This window comes from Salinimonas chungwhensis DSM 16280 (assembly GCF_000378185.1).
Lineage (GTDB): Bacteria > Pseudomonadota > Gammaproteobacteria > Enterobacterales > Alteromonadaceae > Alteromonas > Alteromonas chungwhensis.
Genome location: NZ_KB899376.1, coordinates 269,719 through 295,654, shown reverse-complemented (window position 1 = coordinate 295,654; position 25,936 = coordinate 269,719). Strand labels below are relative to the sequence as shown.

The following is a 25,936-nucleotide window of genomic DNA, read 5'->3' as shown; positions in this document are numbered from 1 at the left end:
GCTACTGGCCCACCGCGACGCCTTCACGCCGAGGGTCAGCCCCACCTATATAAGTGCCATCTTTTATCTGTATGCCATGTAAGCCGCTGTTCAGATCAATAACTTTTACCTTGTGACCTAACGCTTCCAAGGGTGCTTTGAGCTTTTCCGCTGCAGTGCCTTTTTCCAGTGCAGTGTAATCGTTACGATTGGTAACCTTGGGCATATTAATGGCCTGCTGAATATTCAGATCAAAATCCAGCACGCCAATTATTGTTTGAGCCACATAATCAATAATACGACTGCCACCCGGGGAGCCAACGATAAGTTCCAGTTCGCCGTTTTCATCGAAGACCATAGAGGGACTCATGGAGCTTCGCGGCCGTTTGTGGGGTTCTACACGGTTGGGGACAGGTTGATTATTTTGCGACGGATCGAATGAAAAATCTGTCAGCTGATTATTAAGTAAGAAGCCATCTACCATTAAGCCCGAGCCGAACATAAATTCAATACTCGTGGTCATAGAAACCGCATTGCCTTGCTTATCCACTATAGAGATATGACTGGTATTGGGCTGCTCCATCGACATGCCCTGCGTCACTTTCGCATCGTCGTAAGGTTTGCCCGCCCGCGCCGGGCGCCACTTTTTCTCGGCACTGATCAACTGTGCCCGTCGCTCCAGGTAGGCCGGGTTAATAAGCGCAGCATATGGCAAATTAGTAAAGTCAGTATCGCCAACATACATCTTTCGATCGGCAAAGCTCATGGCACTGGCCTGCGTGAACAGGTTGGCGAATTCCGGACTGTCTGCAGATAGTGTGCTGAGCTGTTTATTTTCTAACAACTTAAGGATTTGATAGACATTTATCCCGCCAGAGCTGGGTGGTGCCATCCCGCAAACTTTTTTGCTGTGATAATTACCGCATATTGGCTGACGCATTTTTGCCTCATAACGGCTAAGATCATTCTTGCTCAATTTACCCGGATTGATCGGCGCTGTATTAACCGTTTCTGCAATCTTACCGGCTAACTCTCCGGTGTAAAAATAATCAGCGCCCTGCTCTGCAACCGCGCGTAACGTGCGTGCCAGTGGTTTATTGGTTTTTGTCACGCCCGCTTTGAGGGGATTGCCGCCGGGGAAAAAATAAGTACTGCTTGAGGGAAACTGCTTCAGGCCGGGGTGATAGTCAAGTGCGACCAACTTTGCCAGGCGCTCAGAGACCTTAAAGCCCTCTTCAGATTTTGTAATGGCATCACTGAACAATTTTTTCCACTGCAACTTTCCAAATTTAGCGTGGGCCAGTTCCAGCCCGCGTAAAACGCCGGGAACCCCAACAGACTTGCCTCCAACCACAGCATCTAACCAATCCATAGGCTTGTTGTCATTCATAAACCAATAGGCATTTACTGCCTCAGGCGCCATTTCGCGGGCATCAATGGTATACAGTTTTTTCTGCTGATTGTCCCAGTAAAGAATAAAAGCGCCTCCACCGATGCCTGAGGACTGTGGTTCAACCAGTGTGAGCATGGCTTGCACTGCAATTGCAGCATCAATGGCATTGCCACCCTGTTCAATAATATTTTTGCCGGCCCAGGAAGCATAGGGGTTAGCCGCCACCACCATATATTCCCGGGCGGTAAATGCCTGTTTCTGACTGAAGCCTGTATTAGCCTCGGGTTCACGGGTCTCGATGGTTTGCGCGTGCGTTAACGGCGCGATACTTAATGAGGTAAACAGTAATACACTGCGTATACCTGACTTAAATGAAAACAAGATAGCGGTGTCTCCTTATCTGAATTTTTCCGGATTAACAGGCCGTTTGTGCAAAAACGCATCAAATGCTTCTTTTGCAGCTTCGGTGGTCAAAGCTTCCAAAAAAACATCAAGTTCGTCGTTTATGTGCTGATCAATAGACTCTTTGTTGTTGACCAGTAATGATTTAGTATGTTTTAACGAAAATGCCGGTTTTTGGGCCAGTTTCTGGCAAACCGTCTCTACGTGGGCAGCCAGGGTATCATTATCCACGACGGCGTTGACCAGCCCGAACTGGCTGGCTTGCGCGGCATCAAAGGGGTCGCCAAGCATTAGCCACTCGGCAGCCTTTCGATGACCTGCCAGCCGGGGCAGAATGTAACTTGAAGCAAATTCAGGCACCAGCCCAAGATTAACAAACGGCAGCACAAAACGCGTCTGAGGCTCGCAGTACACCAGATCACAGTGCAACAATAATGTAGTGCCAATACCCACTGCCATACCATGGACCTGGGCGACCACCGGCCGACTACAATAAAGCAGTGCCCGCATAAATGCTGAAACTTCCGCAATATGCTGACTATCCTGTTGATTGGCAAAGTCACTGATATCATTCCCTGCAGTAAAACAGTCGCCATTGGCATTAAGCTTGATAACTTTTACCGCATCATTTTCTTCTGCATCGTTAAAAGCACTTGCAAGGCTTTGATACATATCCCGGGTCAGCGCATTTTTTTTATCGGCGCGGTCGATAGTAATAGTGAGGATCCCGCCGTCCAGGCTGGTTATTACGTTACTCATCGTCTGTATTCCTTTTTTATTAAAGTGCTGACAAATTCTGGCTAATTTTCGGTATGATAGCGAGACTGGATAAAAATAAAAATCACTGTGAATGATGTTGTCACTACCTGTTTCGCCAAAATATAGTATGGGGCCATTAATCGTCGGTATCACCGCACTGGTCTGTTATCTTCTTGAACCCGCGACCAATACACTTCTTGCCTATGACAGGTATGCTCTGCAGGGGTGGGAAACCTGGCGCGTTATCACTGGTAACTTCGTGCACACTAATGGTTACCATTTGCTACTCAATTTAGCCGGCCTGGCGCTTTTATGGCTGCTTTACGCTGAACATTTCTCAGTTACCGTATTTTTGAAAGTGTTTATTTGGTGTAGCCTGGGAACAACCCTTGGCATTTACTGGTTTTCACCTCAGCTTATCTGGTATGCGGGTCTGTCAGGCGCCCTCCATGGTGTGTTCGTCTGGGGGGCGAGCAAAGATATTATCAGAGGAATACTTTCCGGCTGGTTGCTGCTGGCTGGTGTTATTGGGAAAATTATCTATGAGCAACTATATGGTAGCAGTACCGGCGTGGCTGAGTTGATTGATGCCAGCGTGGCAGTGGATGCACATCTGTACGGTGCTTTAAGCGGCATTCTGCTGTTTGGCGCCATGCATACCAGACAACTGTTGAAACGCAGCGCGTAAAAAAACGGCGCCAAGTGGCGCCGTTTTGCTATCTCTGTCTATAAGTTTTCTTCAAACAGTTTATAAATGCGACGGTACTCGTCCAGCCATGAACTTGGCTGCACAAAGCCGTGGGGCTCCACCGGATAAATCGCGGTTTCAAAGTCTTCTTTTTCCAGTTCAATCAGACGCTGGACCAGTCTGACCGTATCCGCAAAAAAGACGTTGTCATCCACCATAGGCGCATTAATAAGCAGCGGGTATTTTAATCCCTCCGCATGATAGATCGGTGAGCTTCTGCGATAAGCAATAGGGTCAATATCCGGTGTGTTGAGGATATTGGCAGTGTACGGCGTATTGTAGTGCGCCCAGTCAGTTACTGGTCGCAATGCCGCACCCGCTTTAAACAGCTCAGGGGCATTGAACATCGACATAAAGGTCAGAAAACCACCATAAGAACCACCGTACGTACCAATTCGATCGCGATCCACATTAGCGTTTTCTACCAGCCAGTTCACCCCGTCCTGCAAGTCCTGCACTTCTGGCTCGCCCATATTCCGGTATATTGCAGTACGCCAGTCGCGCCCGTACCCGGCCGATGCCCGATAATCCATATCCAGCACCACATAGCCCTGCTGGGTTAACAAACTGTGAAACATAAACTCACGAAAATAACCGGACCAGCCAAGATGTGCATTCTGCAAGTAACCGGCTCCATGGTTAAATACCACAGCACGGTGAGGCTCTCCCTGCTTGTAATTTTCCGGCAGGTATACGCGGGCATAAATAGGCTGCGCAGTGTGCGAAGATGGAATCGCCACTATTTGCGGCACAGACCAGGGCATATCAGTGAAGGCATCGCTGACAGTGCTGGTTATTTTACGGGCCGCTGTGTTGTCATCAATAGCTTTCAGATAAAGCTCAGGAGGCCGGGTCACCTTACTATGGGTTAACAGCAACGTTTTTTCATCCGGGCTCAATACATACTCAGTCATCCCGTTGAGGTCTGTGACCGCTTCGCTTTCGCCGGTTTGTATATTGACCCGGTAAATCTCGTAAATGCCCGGGTGCTCCTTATTTGCCTGATAATAGAAAAACTGATCGTTGCTGGTAAGGGTAGGTTTATCAACAATAAACTGACCGCGCGTCAGAGCGCGGGCCGCTTCCCCGGGCTTTTGTGTATATAAGTGAGAATAACCGGACTCTTCGGATAAAAAATAAAGCGTTTCACTGTCATTCATCCAGCCAAACTGGTTAAACCGATAGTTTATCCAGGCATCATCATGTAACCGGCGCTGCGTTACTAACTCGCTGTTTTCGAGATCCACAGTGGCGATCCAGCGGTCTTTGTTATCCCATGCTTCAAGCATCACAGCAACCTGTTCACCGTTTTGATGCCAGCGAATAGACGGTTCACTCCAGTACCAGCTTTCCAGTAGTGTGATGTCTCGCGGCAAGCGATTGACCTGATAAGTCTCGCCCCTGGCTTTGGCATTTTCTGCTTTAACTTCAGCCAGCACATCTTCGTTGTACCCTGGTAGATTAACGTATGAAAGCTCCTGTTTTTGGCCGGTCTTTAAATCTACCAGCCATAGCTGATGATTCTCTGGCTTGGCATCGGCAACGCGACGGCGGACCTCTTTTGCATCAATCCGACCATCTTCCTGAATATAATGGGGCATGATGTCGTTATCACCGCGCCAGGGTTTATCTTCGGTAATAGCTACTATCGCTTTATTCCCTTTGGGCGAGACAGAAGCACTCACCAGCCGGTAAGCGGGATCAAAGTGAACAGGTTCCGGGGCCACAGCCTGATTAGCCCTGGCCAATGCCTTGTCATGGGCTTCCTGTTCCTGGCGCTGCTTTCGTTGTAACGCGATGTAATCAATCAGTGTAACTTGCTCTTGCGCGATAAAGTCAGCGGGCGGCTCAACCGCTTCGGGTTTCTCTGTAAATGCCCAGCTTAATAAGGCTGTGCGCTGGCCTGTCTGTAAATCGATGGCGATAATGCTGCTACCGCTTTGTGCCATCAGTCGGCCATCTGTCATAAACGACAAATGGCTCAGAGGCGCTCCGCCGCGCGTCAGCTGCACAGTATCGCCACCGTTAAACTGCACAAATACGCTGTCTTTATACGTAAACGCAGTCACTGAACCGTCAGGACTCTCTACTTTTTCATCAAACCGATAACGATGAATGTCTTGCATTGGAACCGCACTGGCATCATCTGCATCAGTTAACGGAGCAGCAAATACCTCCATTAACGCGCTGTCGATTTTTTCTCGCTCATAAACGATGTGGCTGCCATCAACTGAGAAGCCGGGCTGTTGAGGCGCTCGCCCCAGCCATTGGGGATCGGCCATTATTTTTTTTAACGTTATCTCGGCTGGATTAGCATCTGTCTGAGTTTCTGTTTGCGGCGTCAGTACCGGCGCTGGTGATGCTGTGGCGCTTTGATTAGCAGTAGCGGTATCGGGTGTTTGTTCTGAAGTTGAGGTGCAGGCACCCAGTGCTGATGTCACCGCCGCTGCCACAAGCAACGATTTAAGTTTCTTCATGTGCTCATCTTATTGTCTTGTTATTAGAGTGACCTATTATAAGCAGGCAGCTCTTACGATGGTCAAGCTTCATCGAAAATGTATGTGCAGTCGTCTTGCTTATTTTACTACTTGGGTTATTGAGTGAATCAAGATAGACCAGACATAAAAAAGCCCCGCTATTTCAGCGGGGCAAACAAGCACACTCAACTTGGAACACACCTTAGCGAACTAACATAAGGCGATTGCCCTATGCTTTAGCTAACTGCAATAATTTAGTCAACGCTGGTTCTGGTAAGTTCAACAATTTTTTCATTTGCCCGAGAAAATGACTCACTGGCAGCCTGCTCCCCCATTGCCAGCCCTTCGGCATAAACAAAACGTACATTTGTAATACCAAGAAAATTGAAAAAATGCTTCAAATAAGGGGTTTGCGTGTCCATCTCTGTACCCTGATACTGGCCGCCACGAGCTGCCAGTACGGTGACCGGTTTGTTTTCAAGCAGTCCTTCAGGCCCATTATCGGTGTAACGAAAAGTCACCCCGGCCCGAGCAACGCGATCGATCCATACTTTCAGTGCCGAAGGTATGCCGAAATTGTACATAGGTACCCCAAGGACAATTTCATCCGCCGCTTTTACTTCTTCAATAAGTGCATCAGAGATGGCAGCCAACTCAGTTTGTCTTTCGCTTCGGGAGGCAGGTTCTGTCATCCATGCCTCCATTTCATCTTTTGTCAAATGCCCCCCCTCTTGCGTGTACAAATCCCGTGTGGTGAGATTCACGTCAGTATTTTTCTGTAATTCCGAAAGATACTGGCTGGTAAGTTTGGCGGAGTTACCGTCTTGTTGGCTAAGGCTTGAGAAAATGGCTAAGACATTACGCATTATGGCTCCATGCAATTGATTAACTGAAAGTTGATTGTAATTTAGCGGGTTCGAATTAAAAGGCCATTATATGGAATCAGGCATTCGATTTATTCGGACATATCGGTGTTCACATTCATGTATTTTGATCAATATTTACAATGTTGACAGGCCATTATGTTCGTGATGTTTTACTGAAAACTTACCGAAAAAGCACCTACCACGCCTTAGTAGTTTACCTGCTAGTCCTTTGGTGCCAGAACGCTGTGGTGGAGGTAGCGTTCTGAGTGATTGTCACCTTTATTGCGCTTATGGCGTTGTTAGTGAATAGCTGATTTTCACAGCGATAATCGTTATTGATTTATTGTGAAAGGCTGTACGCGGAACATTATTCAGGTCATTATTGTCAGTTATTTAATAAACCATCTACAGGAATCATCATGCGAATGTTCGCGATGGGGCTTATCCCATTGGTAGTTTTAATTGGATGCGCAAGTCGGGACCCGATTATAAAAGGCGAGCCTTCACGAGAGCTTTCTACGCCCTACACGCTTAAATCCGGTGGTTTTGCCCCACCGTTACAGCAAGGGTTGTCCATAGAGCATGCTGAGCTTTGGTTTAATTTTGATTTTAAACGCAAGGTGCTATTTGGCTCAGCCACGCTGACCCTGGATGCACAACGTCCAAAACGCACATTGTCCGTGGATTTGGATACCCGCTTTAAAATTGAGCAGGTGTGGATAAACTCAGAACCAGTGCCAGCCGGTAATGTTAAAAATCCTGATGGTCAGCTTTTGATTACACCCCGCCAGGCCGTCAGTTTCCCGTTAACCTTAAAAATTGATTATTACGGGCAGCCACGCACAGCGCCAAATCCACCATGGAGTGGCGGCGTAGTGTGGTCCCAGACACCGCAGGGTAGTCCGTGGGTAGTCAGCGCTGTTCAGGGTGAAGGCTGCGATCTCATCTGGCCATGTATTGATCAGCCATTTGGTGAGCCAAAAACAGCGGATATAAATATCACTGTGCCGAAACATCTGGTTGGTGTGAGCAATGGTAATCTGGCCGATATCACCGAACTGGAAGCGGCAAATACTTTCCACTGGCGCGTTACCTCCCCTATCAATACATACGGTATTGCATTTAATATCGGCCCCTACGATAAGCTTGAGGAAGGTTACAAAAGTATCTTCGGTAACCGTTTTCCCATGGTCTACTACTTTCTGCGTGATGATAAACCTCAACAGGCCCGAACATTGTTTGAAGAACTGCCCCAGATGCTAACCTTTTTCGAACAGGTAATTGGCCCTTATCCGTTTGGTGATGAAAAAGTGGGGATAGTACAAACACCGCATAAAGGTATGGAACACCAGACTATCAATGCCTATGGCAACGGCTATGCAAAAGATGAATATGGTTTCGACTGGTTAATGCAACATGAACTGGCACATGAATGGTTTGGTAACCAGATGACCAATACAAACTGGGATCATATGTGGTTACATGAGGGGCTGGGAACCTATATGCAGCCGCTATATGCACAGTATCTGCATGGCAATCTGGCATATCTGGCTTATATGAATAAGATTCGCAAATCGATCGCCAATGATGCACCGCTTGTCTCTGGCATGATCCGCTCTGAAAATGAAGTTGCCCGCGCCAAAGAAGGGCCGGGGCTGGATCTTTATTATAAGGGCGCCTGGGTTATGCACACGTTACGCTATCTGATGGGAGATGCTGATTTTTTTAATGGCATACGCGAGCTGGTCTATGGCACCGTCTCACCCCGCCCGGGTACCTTTTCACCTCTACAGCGCAATACCCGTGATTTTATAAAGATTATGAATAAACATCATGGCAAATCTCTGGACTGGTTTTTTGACATTTATCTTTTTGAAGCTGATCTGCCCCGGCTGAATATTGCCAGAAGTGATTCCAGCCTGACGCTGTCCTGGACCGTCCCCCAGACAAAAGCCTTTCCAATGCCCGTTGAAGTCAGCATCAATGGCGAAGTGCAGACATTGAATTTAAGCCGTCCGCAGAATATTAGGGTAAAACCAGATGACATCGTGATCGTTGACCCGCAAAGTAAACTGTTACGGCAGGAAAAACGTTACGAAACCTTCAGGGCAAACAAAGAAAGCTCGTGAGCCACTTGCGGCGCCGTGGCAGTGACTGCCACGGCCAGAATGGTATTAAAACGCGTCAAGCGCCTGTGCGAAGTCAGCGATAATATCATCGATATCTTCGATTCCCACCGATATGCGGATCATCGTATCCGAGATACCCATTTTCTGGCGCTCCTGCTCACCACTTTCATGGAAAATAGTACTTGCTACTGGCAATGCAAGAGTTCGGTTATCGCCTAAATGCGTTGCACAAATGACCAGTTCAAGCTGATTTAAAAATGCAATAGGATCTATTTTATTCACCAGATCTACGCTTAAAATTGCGCCATATCCAGACTCCATTTGCTCGCGGGCAATAAAGTGTTGTGGATGATCTGCCAACCCAGGGTAATAAACCCGATCAACTTTCGGGTGATTATCTAAAAAGGTGGCCAGATGTTTGGCATTTTCACAACTTCGCGGGATCCGCAAACCCATGGTTTCCATCCCCACTGCGAGCTTATGTGCTGCTTCAGGTGCCAGCGTGGCGCCCATATCCCTAAGTCCTTTCTTTTTTATCTGGGTCAGGCCCCATTGGCTGACATCATCGACCTGATAAGCCGGTTTAATATTATCAAATTGCCGCCAGTCGAATTGGCCGGTATCTATAACCGCACCACCAAGTGCATTACCATGGCCACCGACGTACTTGGTTAAAGAACATATAATAAGACTGGCCCCTGCTTTTTGTGCATTGAACACCGGAGGCGGAGTCATGGTGTTGTCCACCAGCAACAAAATTTGTCGTTCTTTACAATACCGCCCAATAGCCTGAATATCCGCAACCTGGGTCACCGGATTAGCAACAGTTTCTGTGAATACCGCCCGGGTATTGGGCTGATAGGCTTCTTTGATACTTTGTAAAGCGGTGACATCCACAAAGCTGATTTGAATGCCCATATCTGCAAGAGTATTCATCAAACTGCGGGTATTGCCAAATAAATACTGACTGACAATCAGATGATCACCGCTTTTAAACAACGAAAAAAACGTACTGCTTAATGCGCCCATTCCGGTTGCAAAACACACCGCACCCACGCCTTTTTCTAACAGGTTAACCTGATTAGCCAGTGCTGTTACCGCTCCGGAGGAAGAACGTGAATACACATGACCGGCCTTTTTACCCTGGAAAACATCTACAATAGACTGCGCATCTTTATACTCAAATAATACAGAATTTGTTGATGCGGTATGGACGGCGCCGTCCTGAGGGGAGTTACATTTTCGATCAGCGTGTACCTGGGTAGTGGTAAAGCCTGTTTGTTTCACTGCGGCGTCTCCTGCAAAAAGTCTCATCTGGCTTGCTGCAACGGTAGCACAATTTTTTTCAAATGTGCTGGCTTACACCTTGTCAAATGCATACTTTTATATCATTTTAGGCAGACACGGGTTCAGCCACAGTATGATCTAAGCCTCACGCCACGTATTATAAGAAAAACGCACTCGAGGCTAACAGGAGACGTATTGCCCCATGTGTATTTTATTCATCGCCAGAGATCAACGTAAAGATTACCCGTTGATAATTGCCGCTAATCGCGACGAGTTTCACGAGCGCCCTACCCAGTCTTCACATATCTGGCCGACGCACCCGCCTATATTTGCCGGTAAAGACTTACGCGCTGGAGGAACCTGGATGGGGGTCACACGGAGCGGACGCATTGCCGGCGTAACAAATATTCGCCGGTCGGACGAGGCGCGTCCAGATGCTAAATCACGTGGAGAGCTGGTAGTCGATTTTTTAACTCATCAATATGATGATGACGCCTTTCAACAGGCACTACAGGCTCGCAGAAACAACTACAACGGCTTTAATCTGCTCTATGGTGACTGGCGTAATTTACAGGTTTATAACAATCAGACCGGTGATGTAGAAGTACTGACTTCTGGAATCCATGGTTTGTCCAATGGTGCCCTGAATGACCCATGGCCGAAGGTGTCTCGAGGCGTCAGTGCGCTGTCACAATATTGCGCAGAAAACGATGTCCTGTCTGAAGAAACCCTGTTTTCCCTGCTAAAAGATAAAACTGAAGCCCCCCAGAGCACGTTACCGGATACCGGTGTTCCCGTGGAGTGGGAGAAGCGTCTTTCGCCGATATTTATTCAGTCTCCGGATTACGGCACACGCGCATCTACACTTATTCTGGTTAAACGGAACGGTTGTGCCAGCTGGACTGAGCGCACGTATACCCCGGCCGGACAAATCCGTGAGCAGACAACCGCACATTTTCAGTTTGTATAAATGACGCCAAGGCTAAAAAAACACTGACAGGGCTCGTATTTTTTACCATCGATGGCATAATGCTTTTCTTGCTTACCAATCACGCAACGTGAGGAATTATTGTGTTTGAAGTATTACCTTATCTGGAACCAGATCCTATCCTGGGCCTGTCCACAGCCTTTAAAAAAGATAGCAATGCTGCAAAAATTGACCTGGGCGTCGGCGTCTATAAAGATGAGCATGGTAATACCCCCATCATGACCTCTGTCGCGAAAGCCCAGAAAATATTGCTGGACCGTGAGACCACAAAAAGCTACATCACCATGCAGGGCCACCAGGGCTACATCGACAACATGCTGGAATTGCTACTAGGTGAAGAAAGCTCTGTCCTCAGAGAGGATCGGGTAGCCGCGGTCCAGGCACCCGGTGGCTGTGGCGCGCTGCGCATATTGTCTGAACTGGTGGCGCGAACCAATGAAAAAGCCCGTGTTTTTGTCAGCGACCCCACCTGGGCTAATCACATTCCGCTTATTGGTTCAGCGGGTCTGCAGCTTGAAACATATCCTTACTTTGACAAAGACAAGGCTGGTATAAAGTTCGATGCCATGATGGATACACTTAAAGATGCCGGCAAAGGTGATCTTGTGTTGCTCCACGGCTGTTGTCATAACCCTACCGGTGCAGATCTGACTAATGAACAGTGGGATGCGGTACTGGAACTGGCCCAAGACCGAGGCTTTATTCCATTTATTGATGTTGCCTATCTTGGCTTCGGGGATGGCCTGGACGAGGACGCCTATGGCCTGCGCTTATTGGCTGAAAACTTACCTGAAGTCATTATTGCAGCCTCCTGCAGTAAAAACTTCGGTCTGTATCGTGAACGTGTAGGGCTGGCGGCTATTGTTACTGAAAATACCAAAACCCGGGATATTGTTCAGGGGCAAATTCAGTCCGTGGCGCGCGGAAGTTACTCCATGCCTCCCAGTTACGGTGGCGCACTGGTAGATATCATTCTTTCCGATACCGCACTTAAGAAAGAATGGGTAAGCGAAGTAAACAGTATTCGTAATCGCATGCAAAGTCTTCGCACCATGTTGGTGGAAAAGCTTAATGACAATGGTGCAGAACAGGATTTCAGCTTTATAAATACCCAGAAAGGTATGTTCTCATTTCTTTGTATTACCCCCGAACAAGTTCGCGAGATGCGCGATAAGCATAGTGTGTACTTTGTAGAATCCAGTAGAATCAATATAGCCGGTATCAATCAGCAAAATGTCGATACGCTGGCAAGAGCTTTGGTTTCGGTACTGTAGCGTGTTTAGCCGGCGCACTTGTGCGCTGGCGCCTCTCCTTTTTCCTTCTGTGTCATTAAAAACCCGCTGAGCTGCATAGCTGATAGCAACAATTATTAGATAAAACGTCGTTGCGTAGATTAGCAACGCCAACGTTGTCACTTCACCACGCTGCCAATTCTTCACAATTTTAAATTAACTTTACGCTCCGCAAAATGCCACTGTTATTTACCGGACTTAAATTTTTTAATTTTTCAGTAGTGCAACGTTGCGGTAATGTGTGTTTCTATCCTCAATACAGGGACGATTAAATGGGTGGCATCAGCGTTTGGCAATTTTTAATTATTGCGATAGTGGTCGTAGCGTTCTTTTTACCGGCTTTGCTTACCGGATTTTCAAAGCGAGCAAAAGGCGCAGAAAAAGCGGGCTGGCTTATTCTGGTAATATTTACTTCATGGATCGGCTATGGGCTATTTCTTATTATTACCCACCTTTTTGATAATACCGGCCGACAACAGCCCTGAAAGAACAGTAGTTTCCAATATTACGTTACCGCTGGCACGGTATACGTGTATCGTTGGACATTATAAAGTGTGGTCTGTGGCCGTCAGTTTCATGACTAACAAAACCGCTTTACCGTTCAGTTAATCAAAGGGGATACGCAATATCGTTTCTGATTCACTAAATTCAGTCATAGGAAATTAAAATAACCTTATCCTGATGGTCGAATATGATAGTACAGCTGACGAGATACGCGCTGAGCGGGCTATTTAGCGTAATACGCTTTTGTTGTGGGGTATCGTCAATTGAATATTCGGATAAACTGACTGTATTAAGCTGATTCATCACGCTGGTAAACGAATCACCTTCGTTGAAGTTGAGACACAGAAAATAAACTTCTTTTTTCGCTTCCAGTGCAAAAAAACCGAACACCAGCATGCTCAAACAAAAAACGATCCACGTAATGCATTTTGGCTTAAGAAAAGTCGTGTTGTTCACGTTCATTTTTCATGTGTATAAAAGTCTCAGTGTAAAAGATGTCTTTTCGCATAGCCATTGCTGTTCACCCGGCGCCTGTTTTTTAATTCTTATCTCCTGTTAGAGAAGTTTCAGCTAATGCACCTCGCCGATAAAAGCCGTTAAGACCTCATTGCAAGCACACTACATCAGCAGTAAATCGCTGACAGCGTATAAATTCTTTAAAATAAAATGACAGATTGTTTACTCAGATGCAGCAAACACACGAAGCTGAACAATATTTCCCTCTGGGTCGGCAATATTGGAAACAGAAAAAAGCGGATTTGCCCACTCCCCGGGCAATGACTTCCCACCTGCCTCGGTAACGCTTTGGTGAGCGTCATGATGACTATCAACTGAAATAAATAACTTTATAGTGTTCATTCGTTCAGGGGGAAACTGCTGTGGTGGGACATGGACAACGATGTGCAATCCTTCGCATTCCAATGTCACCCACTGTTTTGACGTCTTGATAATGTCCATTGCGAAGACAGATTCATAAAATGCTGCAAGGTCTTCTGTGTTGTTAGAATAAATGATGACACCCTGTCGCGCCGGTTTTGACATTGTTTTTCCCTGTTACAAAGAATAATCAAAGATATACGTATGCTCACCATCGACCTGTTTGATATGCAGTTTACCTGCTATTGAATTCAGTTCGTCAGTTCCACTGCCTGCTATCACTGTGATATCAAGCTGCGATGACCCCTGCTGCATTTGTCCGTTGTGTAAAAGCGTAAAGCCGCCTTTTTTACCGTCTATTTCACCCTGAAACTCTTCAATAGCGCAGTACACTGAAACCCCGTTCTCAACTTGCTTACTTAACATCTGGCCTCGTCCCACACCCTGAATTTCGCCTTCATAATGCTTTTCAATAACCATTCTGCCTGCAGCTACATCATCTTTTTGGGGCGTAATTTCAACGTCAAATCTGCCAGTGGCCTTATACATTTTTGGATTACTCATAAAAACGTCCTTTTGTCTTGAACAGGTTGAGGCTTCAATTATTGATACGATGGCAACTGCCATCAGTAGCAATCTTACTTCTCTTAACTGGCATTAATCAGCATCATGTGGATTTATGAGTTTTTTTACATCCCGGTAAGTCAGTAATTCTGTTTTCAGATAATGCTTAATAACTGCGTACTCACTGTGCCTTGCAGCCACTGCACCACATAACAGGGAGGCGGTTAAAATAGACCAGTACGCCACAGGTTTCTGAATGAAAAACGAAGAATAAAACAGGTAAAAATTAATCGGCAGTACGATGAGCAAAAAACTGATCATTTTCAGTAGATCACGAATTACAAGTGTCTCGGCACTAATTTTTTGCACCATATTGTCTACATCATCAAAGGTAATATCTTTATATTGTGCGTAGCTACACTTAAACCAATACGCGTAATCCATGCTATCTCCCGAAAGTGGCATTAACGACTTCATCGTTCTTATCTACAAGCAAACAATTAAACTTCCCGCGGCCGCGCATATGCCTGACAGGGGAGTTACCTGATAGAAGTACGTGCAAATAAATCATGTTTTCCATAACCTCAAGGATAGTCTGATGAGACACATTTACGCCCATTTATGTGCCGGGCCAGTGATTACGCGGACTGTTGGGGGCCACAGACAATGCGTTGCTCGCCCAGCCTGTATATGTTGTTAACGGCCACATACGTCCCTGACACGATGCCAGTAATCGGGATGAGTGCAATACCACTAATAGAATAAAAGGTATTAGTTTGTTCAAAGCCGTTCACGATCTTCAGCGTTTTGTGGTCGGTGGAAATTTCACAGCGATTCTGAACTGTTTCATCGGGCGTGGGGACAACAACGCATCCGGATAACGCAAAAAGGCATATAAGCCCACTACTATAATTTTTCATTCATTCCCTTTACTGACCGTCTTCCGTTAATTATTAACCATATAGTAACAATCCAGAAATGCAAATAGGTTATACAATCCCCCATGGCTTATTTGATTAATTTAAGAATAGTTTGAAATTTAGGGTGCCGGCAATCTTTGATAAGTTCGAATAAACACATTTCCAGAGAGGTGATGGTTACCCCGGAAGCCTGCAGTCTGGCTATAGCGCGGGCTTTATTAGCGAATGTTCGTGACGCTATGCAGTCTTCAGGTACCTGAATATTGTAACCGTGCTGAAATAACGATAGTGCGGTTTGGAAAACACAGACATGCGCTTCAGTGCCACAAACTAACCAGTCAGATAACCCCGATGATGCCACTGCATCGCAAAACGCCGGGGTATCAAAAGCGTTAAAAGTATACTTTGTGATGGGTTGCAAAGGTTGTAATAGTTCACGAATAGAAGGATGAGTAGGGCCCAGCTTCTCAGGAATTTGCTCGAGCCATATAACAGGTAAATCAAGTGCTCGGGCAGCGCATATGAGTTTTTCACAAGATGCGACGAATGCATCGCTTTGGTCTACACATTCTGCAAGGCGGCCCTGAATATCCACTACCACCAGGCCAGTGGTCTTGTGACTAAACATAGATAATACCCCCTACCTGTATAGCTACTACTAATGAGTTTTGCAGGCAGTCCGGTAAGGGTCAAGGTCAAATAAGCGAGTTGCCTGATTAGTGACAACCCGCTTATACCCGAATACTAAGCTAACATGCCACCATCGACCGTAAGCGTGGCACCTGTTGTATAGCTGGATGCATCAGAAACCAGGTAGAGTACGGCACCTGCCATTTCTTCCGGGTCGGCCACCCGCCCTAAAGGAATCTGGGTTAAGGCACCTTTAAGGATTTTTTCATTATTGGTCAAAGCGGAAGCGAATTTTGTATCAGTAAGACCGGGTAATAATGCATTAACCCTGATATTGAGGGAGCCGCATTCTTTTGCAAATGATTTGGTCATACTAATTACCGCCGCTTTGGTAATGGAATAAATCCCCTGCATATCGCCGGCGACCACGCCATTGACTGAGGCGGTATTAAGAATAACCCCACCCCCCTGCTCTTTCATCAGCTTACCAGCCGCCACGGACATGAAAAAATAGCCGCGGATATTGACGTCGACAGTTTTTTGATAAGCCGCCAGATCAGTATCCAGAATATGTCCGAAGTACGGGTTTGCTGCTGCGTTGTTTACCAGTATATCCAGTTTTTCATATTCACTACTGATGTGCGCGAAAATACTATCTATTTGCTCCATTTCGCCAACATGGCAGGCGTACGCGGATGCACTGCCACCGGCGTCATTAATCGCTTGCGCTACTTGCTCACAACTTTCCTGCTTGCGGCTGGATACGATAACATGCGCACCATATGCGGCCAGCAGGTGCGCGATAGCCTCGCCGATACCACGACTGGCACCGGTTACCAGGGCCACTTTCCCTGTCAAATCAAAGAGGTTTTTTTTATTCGTCATGTTCCACCTTCAATACCAGCTTGCCAAAGTTTTCTCCTTTAAACAGCATCATCAACGTATCAGGAAATGTATCGATGCCAGTTACCACGTGCTCTTTGGCTTTAAGCTTACCCTGTTGAATCCACCCGGCCATCTCTTGTGCGGCCTGCCCATAGTTTTTTGCGTTATCAAATACAACAATACCTTCCATTCGTGCCCTGTTCACCAACAGTGAAAGATAATTAGCGGGCCCCTTGACCGCTGTGGTGTTGTTGTACTGGCTGATGGCCCCACAAATCACAATTCGGGCGTGCAAATTAATACAGGTGAGTACAGTATCCAGAATTTCGCCACCAACATTATCAAAATAAACATCGACACCTTTAGGGCATTGTTTTTTCAGACCATCACGTAGCTTCTCATTTTTGTAATCTACAGCGCCATCAAATCCCAGTTCATTGATAAGGTAATCACATTTTTCTTTGCCTCCGGCAATGCCTACGACTCTACAACCTTTAATTTTAGCGATTTGACCTACCACACTGCCTACGGCACCAGCGGCCCCTGAAACCACGACTGTTTCACCTGCTTCGGGCAGCCCGGTTTTGAGCAAACCAAAATATGCTGTCATACCAGGCATACCTAATACGCCCAGATAACGTTCCAGCGGCGCTAAAGCTGGATCCACCTTATGCACGCCCTTGGTATCACTGACAGCAACAGACTGAACCCCAAAATTGCCATACACTTTATCCCCCCTGGCAAAATCATCGGATTTTGATTCAATCACCTCACCTACGGCACCAGCGCGCATGACCTCGTCAATCTGTACCGGTTCGATATAAGACTTACTATCGTTCATCCAGCCCCGCATCGCCGGATCTAATGAAATAAACTCAACTTTTACCTTTATCTGACCGTCACCGGTCTGCTGACTTTCAACTTCCTGATAACGCCAGTTATCGCTAGTCGGCTCTCCCTTCGGGCGGGAAGCTAGTAACCATTGTTTATTTTTCATAGTCTCTCCATGGTTTGATTGTTTTAATCAATGTGGACTTATTGTTACACAGGTCTGACCTTGCCTTTACTGTCAAAAATGACACAATAATGGTGATAAAGGACACCCATCATTGGTGTTGATAATCAACTATGGGAAATTTTGATGCAACACCGCCATCCGGCTAAAATCGCGATATATGCATTTGACCAGGCACTAGCCTCAGCCATTACCGGTGCGGTTGATTTATTCGCCCAGGCCGGCGTTACCTGGCAAAAAATACACGGCGAGGCCCCTGCGCCCGTTTTTTCCGTACAACTATTATCTTCCAATGGTGCGCCCGTCCGCTGTGTCAACAATGTAACGATTCATGCAGATGACAAACTCGACGCAAGACACCCGCCAGAACTACTTCTTATTCCCACCATTGGCGGTAATATCGATCATGTCCTTGCGCAGCAGCAACCCTTATTGCCCGTACTGCGTGCTTTTCATCATAAGCGGGTGGATATTGCAGCTAACTGCACGGGAGTATACCTGTTAGCCGCTGCTGGCATTCTCGATGATAAAGCAGCCACAACTCACTGGGGATTTGCGGCTGATTTCAAACAGCGATTTCCCGCAGTTAATCTTAATACGGATAAACTGCATACCTACGACTCAAATATTTTCTGTGCTGGGGGTGGGATGGCGTGGTTTGATTTGGCGCTATTACTCATCGAGCGCTATGCCGGCGCTGATGTCGCCCGGCAAACGGCGAAAGCGCACGTTCTGGATTTACCCCGGTTAAATCAATCAATGTACGCTGGTAGTCGTCGTGAACAATATCATCAGGATGATGTAATAAAGACTATTCAGCAGTTTATGGCAGATAATATCAGCCAAACAGTGTCGCTTAATCAACTTGCTGCGCGGCACAACCTCACTACCCGAACTCTGAACCGCCGCTTTAAAGCGGCGACAGGGCAGACACCTGGCCACTACCTTCAGACCCTCCGCATAGATCACGCCAGGAAATTGCTGGAAAACCAGAAATGGACCATAGAACGGATCCTCACTGAGGTGGGATACGATGACCCCAGTACATTTTCCCGCTTATTCAAAAAGCGCACCGGCTTTTCGCCCTCCATGTACCGCACTAAATTTACAACTTTCGTTCAAAGCTGAAAGTTTTACTTATAAACTTTATCTAAAGCGAGTAAACTACCCTCCCGCAGACGGTCCGATCAGTTGACCGAAAAAAAGCTCACACTAATTTTTTATCATCACTTGGTGAACACATGAAAACACATCGTATTGCCTCTCTTGCGCTTGCTGTCAGTGCCGCATTTTGCAGCACCGCAATGGCTCAGGAAGCCGGAACGACTCAACAACAAAAAGCAAAAGACAGTTCCCTAGAGCAAATAACGGTCACTGCCCAGAAAAGAACTCAGTCTATTCAGGAAGTGCCTTTGTCTATTGCCACACTTAGTGGTGAAAAACTTGATAGCCTGTTTGCCGGTGGCGAGGATATTCTTGCCCTCGCTGTACGTGTACCCGGTCTTTACGCCGAGTCATCCAACGGGCGTGTTGCTCCCCGTTTCTATATTCGTGGTCTGGGCAATACAGATTTTGACCTGGCAGCGTCTCAGCCAGTATCCATTATTATGGATGAAGTGGTCATGGAAAATGTGGTACTGAAAAGTTTTCCATTATTTGATGTCCAGCAGGTTGAAGTTCTGCGTGGCCCCCAGGGCACATTGTTTGGACGCAATACCACCGCCGGTATCGTAAAGTTCGATACGGTTAAGCCTTCTCAGGATTTCGAAGGCTTTGCGAAGCTCGGGTACGGTAGTTACGACACTGTTAATCTGGAAGCAGCTGTGGGTGGCGGACTTACCGACGACTTATCAGGTCGCTTTTCGGTGCTTTCACAGCACCGAAGTGACTACATCGACAATGCATTTACCGGGCAGAACGATGCACTGGGCGGTTTTGACGAACGCGCATGGCGTGCCCAGCTATTGTTTGAGCCCACCAGTCGTTTTTCAGCGCTGTTAAATATGCATGGACGCTCGCTTGAGGCTACCGCATCAATATTCCGGGCCAATATCTTTGATAAAGGCAGTAATGACCTGAACGAAAATTATGACCGTGATGTTGTGTACTATGACGGTGATATTGATAGTAATGGCGCAGACAATAATCCGCAGGAATATGATGGATTCGGTACCTCACTGAAGATGTCTTACGATTTTGATGCAGTGGAGCTGACCTCTATTACCGCCTGGGAGCAGGCCGATGGTTTCAGTCTTGGTGATATTGATGGCGGCGCCGGTGAGGGACAAACAGAAAACTCAGGCTTTATTCCGTTTACAGCCGTTACTCAGGATAAACTGGACGATCTTGAACAGTTCACCCAGGAGTTTCGATTTGCCAGCCAGACAACCAAACCAGTAAGCTGGCAGGTGGGTGCATTTTTCTTTGACTCATCCTTTAGTGTTACCAGTATTGATGGGTTGTACGGCGCCTCTACTGTTTTTCATGAAAACACTACCTGGGCGGTATTCGGGCAGTCTTCTTACCAGGTTAATGAGAAGCTGGAGGTAACAGCTGGCGTGCGCTACACCCATGATGACAAGTCATTAAGAGTAGGCGAACAAAATGTAGACGGGCCCTGTCTATTCCTCGACTTTAACAACGATGGCATCACCGAATGTCAGATACAGGACTATGATCCTATTGATGTTGATGACGGTCAGATGAGCTATGAGTTGAGTGCCAATTACCGTATAACTGACGATATGTCAGTGTATTCGCGTTATGCGAACGGCTTTCGGGCTCAGACCATACAAGGTCGGGACGTAGCCTTTGAGAATCCGCCATCGGTCGCCGATGCTGAAACGATTAACTCATTTGAGGTGGGTTTTAAATCAGACATGCTCGATCGCACATTGCGACTTAATGCTGCGGCATTTTACTACACAGTCGATGATATGCAGTTTTCGGCAATTGGCGGCGGCAATAACCTGACCGCACTGGTAAATGCCGATGAAGGTGAGGCCTATGGTTTTGAAATCGATACACAGTGGCTGGCAACAGATGCTCTGACATTAACAGCAGGTTATAGCTACAATCACACCGAAATCAAAGATGACTCTCTCACCGTATTACCTTGTGGTGCCAACCCTGCGTTTGCTGCCACTGGTAATTGTACGGTGCTGGATCCGCGTCCGGATGGTTTTAGTGCAAGTATCGACGGAAACCCGTTCCCGCAGGCACCAGAGCAAATCTTCACCTTTACCGCACGCTACGCCATTCCGGCTGGCAATGATGGCGAGTTTTTCGCATTTACTGATTGGGCATTTCAGGGGCAGACCAGCATATTCCTTTATGAAGCTGTTGAATTTACCACTGATGACAATTTCGAAGGCGGTCTGCGCATAGGCTATGAAAACTTTAATGATGGTTATTCCGTGGCGCTGTTTGGTCGCAACATCACCGATGAAGATAATGTCAAAGGTGCTATCGATTTCAACAACCTGACCGGTATCGTTAATGAACCTCGCATTATCGGCATTGAGGTTAAGAAAACCTTTTATTAGATACTGCTGAATCGAGCAAAAGGGGGCTTCATGCCCCCTTTTTCGATCTAGCCTTACTTCCTCAATGTTACGGGTCACTGACGCGGTAGAGTTTGGTTTTTATCACGTTACCAATACGTAAATAATACTGATGTGATATCACTTAAAACCAATAACTTATGTTTAAGTGAACGATATCCTCTGCAAAAAAACCACCTTAAATAAAGGTGGTTTTCAATAATTGCATAGTCCCCGACGGTACTCACCTAGTGCTGTTCAACCCTCCGCTGTGCCTGTTCTGATGACCTTGGTTTTTTGTCAGATCGCCTGAATAAGCCACGTATATCATCAAGTATCAGATACAGCGCAGGTACCAACAACAAGGTGATAACGGTGGCAAACAAAATACCAAAGGCCAGCGAAATCGCCATCGGAATCACAATCTGAGCCTGCAGACTTCGCTCGAAAACAATCGGCATAAGACCCATAAAAGTCGTCAGGGACGTCAGGATAATCGGCCTGAACCGAAGCGTACCGGCATTGATTGCCGCATCAATCAGACGGTGGCCCTCTGACCGGGCCCGGTTCACGAAGTCCACCATGATCAGGCTGTCATTCACGACCACGCCGGACAAAGCAATAATTCCGCACAGGGACAAAGAACTGACCGCCATACCAAGCAGAAGATGACCAACAATTGCCCCTACCACGCCAAATGGTATTACAGCCATGATAATAAAGGGTTGGGTATACGAGCGAAGCGGTATGGCCAGAAGCGTGTATATAGCAAACAGCGCGAACAGTAATCCCTGGAACATACTGAACATGGCTTCCTGTTGCTCTTTAGAATTACCCTGCAACTGGAAGTTAACTGCCGGGTGGCGCGCCATAATATCAGGAATGACGGTCATCACGACATCACGGGTAACTTCACCCGGGTCAAGAATTGCTTTATCAACTTTAGCACTGACCGTTATCGACCGGCTACCATCTACCCGGATTATCGAGGCGAAGCCTTCTCCAAGTGAAATCTCGCCAACTTCCTCAAAAGGAATAGCATCACCCGTGGGCGCCCGGACGCGCATATCTCGTAGGTGTTCAACAGACGTTCTGTCCTCTTCGGGATAGCGCACCATGACTTTAACTTCTTCATCGTCCCGCTGTACCCGTTGTACTTCAGCACCGTAGAAACCATACCTGACCTGTTGCCCCAGCTGCTGAAGACTAACACCCAAAGCATCGGCCTGTGGGGTAGTCGAAAGCTGGATCTCGTCACTGCCCCCGGCAAACGAATCGTTTATATCGTTCACACCGTCATAATCTGACAGTCGCGCCTTCAATTCTTCTGCGGCAGATTTTAGTGCATCAATATTGGCTGAAGTGAACTCAAAGCTCAAATCAGGTCCCCCGAAGCCGCCTCCTCCACCGATGTCGAGGGTTTTCACTCCAGCTATTTCCGGCATCTGTTCACGCCAGCGCTGATGGATTTCATAATCAGCCAGTTCCCGGGTTTCTCCTTTTGACAGCTCGACAAAAATCTCACCCCCGGTATTACCGTTATCAAACGCGATAGCGTGTTTGATAACACCACCACCGGTTTCCTGCTCCACATTCTCATCCATACGGTACATCGCATTTAGCATGGTTTGCAGGGTTTCATCACGTTGCCTGATAGAGGAACCTGGCTCCAATTCAAAGCTGGCGGTCATAAAGTCACTGGGTATATTCGGGAAAAACACAAAGCGCACGATGCCACCGGCAAACAGACCAATGGTTATAATCAGCAAAGCGATGAAAGTAGCCAGTGTGATGTAACGGTTGTTAACTGCTTTAGTCAAAAACGGGGCATATTTTTTGTGTACAAAAACTTTTATGCCTTCACTGAAAATATTACGAAAGCGCTGAAATGAATTTAGCTTGTCCGGATCATGCGGTTTCAGATTCATGTGCACAAGATGGGCTGGCAGAATAAGCTTCGACTCTACCAGTGAAAAAATAAGGCAGATGATAACCACCCAGCCAATTGACTGCCAGATAACGCCGAAAGGGCCTGAGACCATGAGCATTGGTGTGAAGGCAGCAATTGTGGTCAACACGCCGAACGTGGCTGGCATTGCTACGCGTTTAACGCCGGCTATGACGTTATCGGTAGTATGGCCCTTCTTATCAATCTCGGTGTATGCCGATTCACCCATAATGATGGCATCATCCACCACTATCCCCAGGACCAGAATGAACGCAAACAGACTAAGTAAATTAATCGAAACGCCAACAAACTCCAGCGGCATTACAAATAAGGCACCCAAAAAGCAAACCGGTAAGCCCCAAATCACCCAGAAAGCCAGTTTAACCCGTAAAAACAGCGATAAGACAATAAATACCAGCAATGCGCCGACGCCCATGTTTTCAAGCATCATATTTAAGCGGTCGTTCAGGTAAAACGATGAGTCACCCCACGTATCTGCATGGAGGTGATCAGGAAATGTCTGCTTAGCTTCCCTGACGTAATTTTTTACCTGCTCGGCAATTTCCAGTGCATTCTGGTCGCCTACTGCTTTAACACGCATACTCACGGACGGTTTCCCATCAAAGTATGCAAAGCGGTTATCTTCTACAAAACCATCATTGATAACAGCCACATCACCTAACCTGACACGCGTTCCGTCGGAACTGGTCAACAGCGTAAGTTGGGAAAAATCATAACCACTATAAGCCTGACCTTTGGTCCGTAGCAAGATATCGCCGGTTTCGGTACGGATAGATCCGCCGGGTAAGTCAACACTGGACTGTCTTACCAGAGAAACCACTTCTGAGAACGTCAGGTTATACTTCTGCAGGTCTTCTTCGGATAATTCAATTGAGACTTCATAGTCTCGCGCGCCGACAATATCGACATTAGAAATGCCACTTAAGTTAGCTATATCATCACGGATATTTTTGGCAAACTCTTTAAGCTCACGCTCCGAGGCATCGCCATAAACCGAAACCCAAATAACATCCGATTGCATCTTCTGGCGATAAATTACAGGTTTTTCAGTATTAGCCGGAAAGCTCGGTATGGCATCCACCTGAACCTTCACTTCATCCAGCACCTCTTGCACATCGTAATCCTCTTCTACCTGGATACTTACGGTGCCCATTCCTTCTGATGCTGTGGAGGTAATTTTCTTAATGCCATCTATATTCTCAACAGACTCTTCAATCTTGAGAATAACCCCCTCTTCGACTTCCTGAGGCGCTGCACCCAGATAAGGGACTCGTACATTAATGACGTTGACTTCGATGGGCGGGAAAATTTGCTTCTGAATAGTAAATATCGAGAATATGCCGCCAATAATCAGAATCCACATCAGCAGGTTGGACGCTACGCTGTTGCGGGCGAACCAGGCGATAACGCCCTTATGGGTATCGATTTTACTCATTAGCCTGCGCTCCCAGTTTTACATCGTCAGATGAGTCTGGCGCATCGCTGGATTCTTCTGGCGGAGTATCCGTTTCACTGGCCAGGCGAACTTTCATGCCGGAAAAAGGATTCGGGACTGCGCTGATCACCACCTGATCGCCCTCGTTTAAACCTTCGGCAATATAGACGTGCTCAGCATCGGTTCTGGCGACATCAACAGGATTAATTTCCAACTCATTGTCAGCGTTCACAGTAAGTACTGTTTGATCAAGCCGCAGTACACTGCGTGGTAATACAAATAGTTGTCTGGGCTGGCCCGCAGAAATACTTGCCTGCACAAACTGACCAAACCGAAGGGGCATATCCTGCTCACTTTGGTCATCACGGTTATAGGGGTCTTCTACGCTGGCAACGACATAACTTACGCGACTGGCAGAATCCAGGATTCCTTCGCTTCTAACCAAATCTGCACGCCACTGATGCCTGATACCATTCACTCTGGCCTGTAATATTACATTTTCCTGTTCGCGCAACCCCTGTTGCAAATCGATAAACGCCATATCGCTATCTGCTACGGGCAGACGAATCTCAGCTACATCAGTACTATACAGGGTACCAATTTGCGTACCCATTGAGACAAACTGTCCAATATCAATATTACGACTAACCACAAGCCCATTGTAAGGCGCTCGAATCCGCGTTCTTTCAAGGTTACGCTGAGCACGCTCCAGCTTTGCCTCAGCCGCTTTCACGTTAGCTTTCTGGCTCGCCAGCTGAGGCTTGCGCAGGCCCAGCTCTGGGGGAGCCTCAGTATTCACCGAACGCCACTCCTGACGGGCTACCTCGCCGCGTGCAACCTCCTCAGCCAGGGCAGCCTGGGCCTGTGCCATCTCAGCCTCCGCCAGCTTCAGTTCGGTTTCATAATCCTGTGGTTCCAGAGTGACCAGTACGTCCCCTTTTTGAAACATGCCGCCCGCCACAAAAACCTCTGACAGAGATGCCACACGCCCACTTACCTGTGCACTGATTTGAGTTTGATTTTTAGGTAACACATTACCCTGAGTCTGAACCTCAAAATTTACTGACTCACGATTAACCTGACGGGTATCCACCAGAAACGCTTTGGTCTCTGCCGTTTTTTTCTCAGGCGGCTGTTTACTCATTACAAGTACCACCAGAACAACAACAGCAGCGGCGATAATGATAACTGGTAACAGAGTCTTTACCACAGACGATTTTTTCATGCAGATCCCTTCACAACATGGCTTGTATAGTAATTAGCTGGCTTATAGTTT

22 protein-coding genes are annotated in these 25,936 nt (G+C 47.0%); 7 read left to right on the top strand and 15 right to left on the bottom strand.

Going from position 1 to position 25,936, the window contains the following annotated elements; translation table 11 throughout:
* Position 1 precedes the first annotated feature (1 nt).
* Together ggt and F458_RS0101375 are read right to left on the bottom strand one after the other, a co-directional pair.
* Positions 2-1,717 carry a gamma-glutamyltransferase gene (gene ggt / locus F458_RS0101380; RefSeq protein ID WP_232362632.1) on the bottom strand — a complete coding sequence of 572 codons (1,716 nt, stop codon included), beginning with the start codon at positions 1,715-1,717 and terminating at the stop codon, positions 2-4.
* 51 nt (positions 1,718-1,768) lie between these two features.
* Positions 1,769-2,533 (bottom strand): enoyl-CoA hydratase, encoded by a 765-nt coding sequence (locus F458_RS0101375; RefSeq protein WP_018981578.1) that lies wholly within the window; start codon positions 2,531-2,533, stop codon positions 1,769-1,771.
* 94 nt (positions 2,534-2,627) lie between these two features.
* Between F458_RS0101375 and rrtA the strand changes: the two genes are divergently transcribed.
* On the top strand, positions 2,628-3,221 hold the full coding sequence (gene rrtA, locus F458_RS0101370) for a rhombosortase (RefSeq protein ID WP_026294402.1): 594 nt from the start codon (positions 2,628-2,630) through the stop codon (positions 3,219-3,221).
* Between the two features lie 38 nt (positions 3,222-3,259).
* On the opposite strand, the gene F458_RS0101365 is transcribed toward rrtA, so the two are convergent.
* Complete coding sequence (locus F458_RS0101365; RefSeq protein ID WP_018981576.1) at positions 3,260-5,758, bottom strand: S9 family peptidase; 2,499 nt, start codon at positions 5,756-5,758, stop codon at positions 3,260-3,262.
* 254 nt (positions 5,759-6,012) lie between these two features.
* A complete protein-coding gene (locus tag F458_RS0101360) occupies positions 6,013-6,624 on the bottom strand; it encodes an FMN-dependent NADH-azoreductase (RefSeq protein ID WP_018981575.1) in 612 nt (203 codons plus the stop codon).
* 419 nt (positions 6,625-7,043) lie between these two features.
* On the opposite strand from F458_RS0101360, the gene F458_RS0101355 reads away from it, so the two are divergent.
* Positions 7,044-8,753 carry a M1 family metallopeptidase gene (locus F458_RS0101355; protein ID WP_018981574.1) on the top strand — a complete coding sequence of 570 codons (1,710 nt, stop codon included), beginning with the start codon at positions 7,044-7,046 and terminating at the stop codon, positions 8,751-8,753.
* Between the two features lie 45 nt (positions 8,754-8,798).
* Here F458_RS0101355 and F458_RS0101350 read toward each other — a convergent pair whose 3' ends face one another.
* Positions 8,799-10,040 carry a cystathionine gamma-synthase family protein gene (locus tag F458_RS0101350; RefSeq protein ID WP_026294401.1) on the bottom strand — a complete coding sequence of 414 codons (1,242 nt, stop codon included), beginning with the start codon at positions 10,038-10,040 and terminating at the stop codon, positions 8,799-8,801.
* 202 nt (positions 10,041-10,242) lie between these two features.
* Here F458_RS0101350 and F458_RS0101345 point away from each other — a divergent pair, with 202 nt between their 5' ends.
* From F458_RS0101345 to F458_RS0101335, 3 genes are all read left to right on the top strand, one after another.
* Entirely contained in the window at positions 10,243-11,010 is a 768-nt protein-coding gene (locus F458_RS0101345; RefSeq protein ID WP_018981572.1) for an NRDE family protein, read from the top strand.
* Positions 11,011-11,111: 101 nt separating this feature from the next.
* On the top strand, positions 11,112-12,302 hold the full coding sequence (locus tag F458_RS0101340; RefSeq protein ID WP_018981571.1) for an amino acid aminotransferase: 1,191 nt from the start codon (positions 11,112-11,114) through the stop codon (positions 12,300-12,302).
* A 290-nt stretch (positions 12,303-12,592) separates the two neighbouring features.
* On the top strand, positions 12,593-12,805 hold the full coding sequence (locus F458_RS0101335; RefSeq protein ID WP_018981570.1) for a Sec-independent protein translocase family protein: 213 nt from the start codon (positions 12,593-12,595) through the stop codon (positions 12,803-12,805).
* A 163-nt stretch (positions 12,806-12,968) separates the two neighbouring features.
* Here F458_RS0101335 and F458_RS0101330 read toward each other — a convergent pair whose 3' ends face one another.
* From F458_RS0101330 to F458_RS0101290, 8 genes are all read right to left on the bottom strand, one after another.
* A complete protein-coding gene (locus F458_RS0101330) occupies positions 12,969-13,226 on the bottom strand; it encodes a hypothetical protein (protein WP_156824138.1) in 258 nt (85 codons plus the stop codon).
* Positions 13,227-13,502: 276 nt separating this feature from the next.
* Positions 13,503-13,865, bottom strand: coding sequence for a VOC family protein (locus tag F458_RS18865; RefSeq protein WP_018981568.1), 363 nt, complete (start codon positions 13,863-13,865; stop codon positions 13,503-13,505).
* A gap of 12 nt (positions 13,866-13,877) precedes the next feature.
* Complete coding sequence (locus F458_RS0101320; protein ID WP_018981567.1) at positions 13,878-14,264, bottom strand: DUF3224 domain-containing protein; 387 nt, start codon at positions 14,262-14,264, stop codon at positions 13,878-13,880.
* Between the two features lie 93 nt (positions 14,265-14,357).
* Positions 14,358-14,708, bottom strand: coding sequence for a hypothetical protein (locus tag F458_RS0101315; RefSeq protein ID WP_018981566.1), 351 nt, complete (start codon positions 14,706-14,708; stop codon positions 14,358-14,360).
* 194 nt (positions 14,709-14,902) lie between these two features.
* Positions 14,903-15,184 carry a hypothetical protein gene (locus F458_RS0101305; RefSeq protein ID WP_018981564.1) on the bottom strand — a complete coding sequence of 94 codons (282 nt, stop codon included), beginning with the start codon at positions 15,182-15,184 and terminating at the stop codon, positions 14,903-14,905.
* Positions 15,185-15,272: 88 nt separating this feature from the next.
* Positions 15,273-15,812: an isochorismatase family protein gene (locus F458_RS0101300; RefSeq protein WP_018981563.1), complete on the bottom strand. Its 540-nt coding sequence runs from the start codon at positions 15,810-15,812 to the stop codon at positions 15,273-15,275.
* A gap of 116 nt (positions 15,813-15,928) precedes the next feature.
* Positions 15,929-16,699 carry an SDR family oxidoreductase gene (locus tag F458_RS0101295; protein ID WP_018981562.1) on the bottom strand — a complete coding sequence of 257 codons (771 nt, stop codon included), beginning with the start codon at positions 16,697-16,699 and terminating at the stop codon, positions 15,929-15,931.
* Positions 16,689-17,696, bottom strand: a complete 1,008-nt coding sequence (locus F458_RS0101290) for an NADP-dependent oxidoreductase (RefSeq protein WP_018981561.1) — start codon at positions 17,694-17,696, stop codon at positions 16,689-16,691. Before F458_RS0101290 ends, F458_RS0101295 begins: the two co-directional genes overlap by 11 nt.
* 144 nt (positions 17,697-17,840) lie before the next feature.
* Between F458_RS0101290 and F458_RS0101285 the strand changes: the two genes are divergently transcribed.
* The gene (locus tag F458_RS0101285) at positions 17,841-18,842 is read left to right on the top strand and encodes a GlxA family transcriptional regulator (RefSeq protein ID WP_018981560.1); all 1,002 of its coding nucleotides are present in this window, start codon (positions 17,841-17,843) and stop codon (positions 18,840-18,842) included.
* 113 nt (positions 18,843-18,955) lie between these two features.
* Positions 18,956-21,259 (top strand): TonB-dependent receptor, encoded by a 2,304-nt coding sequence (locus F458_RS0101280; RefSeq protein WP_018981559.1) that lies wholly within the window; start codon positions 18,956-18,958, stop codon positions 21,257-21,259.
* Between the two features lie 245 nt (positions 21,260-21,504).
* On the opposite strand, the gene F458_RS0101275 is transcribed toward F458_RS0101280, so the two are convergent.
* Both F458_RS0101275 and F458_RS0101270 read right to left on the bottom strand, forming a co-directional pair.
* Positions 21,505-24,660: an efflux RND transporter permease subunit gene (locus F458_RS0101275; RefSeq protein WP_018981558.1), complete on the bottom strand. Its 3,156-nt coding sequence runs from the start codon at positions 24,658-24,660 to the stop codon at positions 21,505-21,507.
* On the bottom strand, positions 24,653-25,885 hold the full coding sequence (locus tag F458_RS0101270; RefSeq protein WP_018981557.1) for an efflux RND transporter periplasmic adaptor subunit: 1,233 nt from the start codon (positions 25,883-25,885) through the stop codon (positions 24,653-24,655). Before F458_RS0101270 ends, F458_RS0101275 begins: the two co-directional genes overlap by 8 nt.
* Positions 25,886-25,936 lie beyond the last annotated feature (51 nt).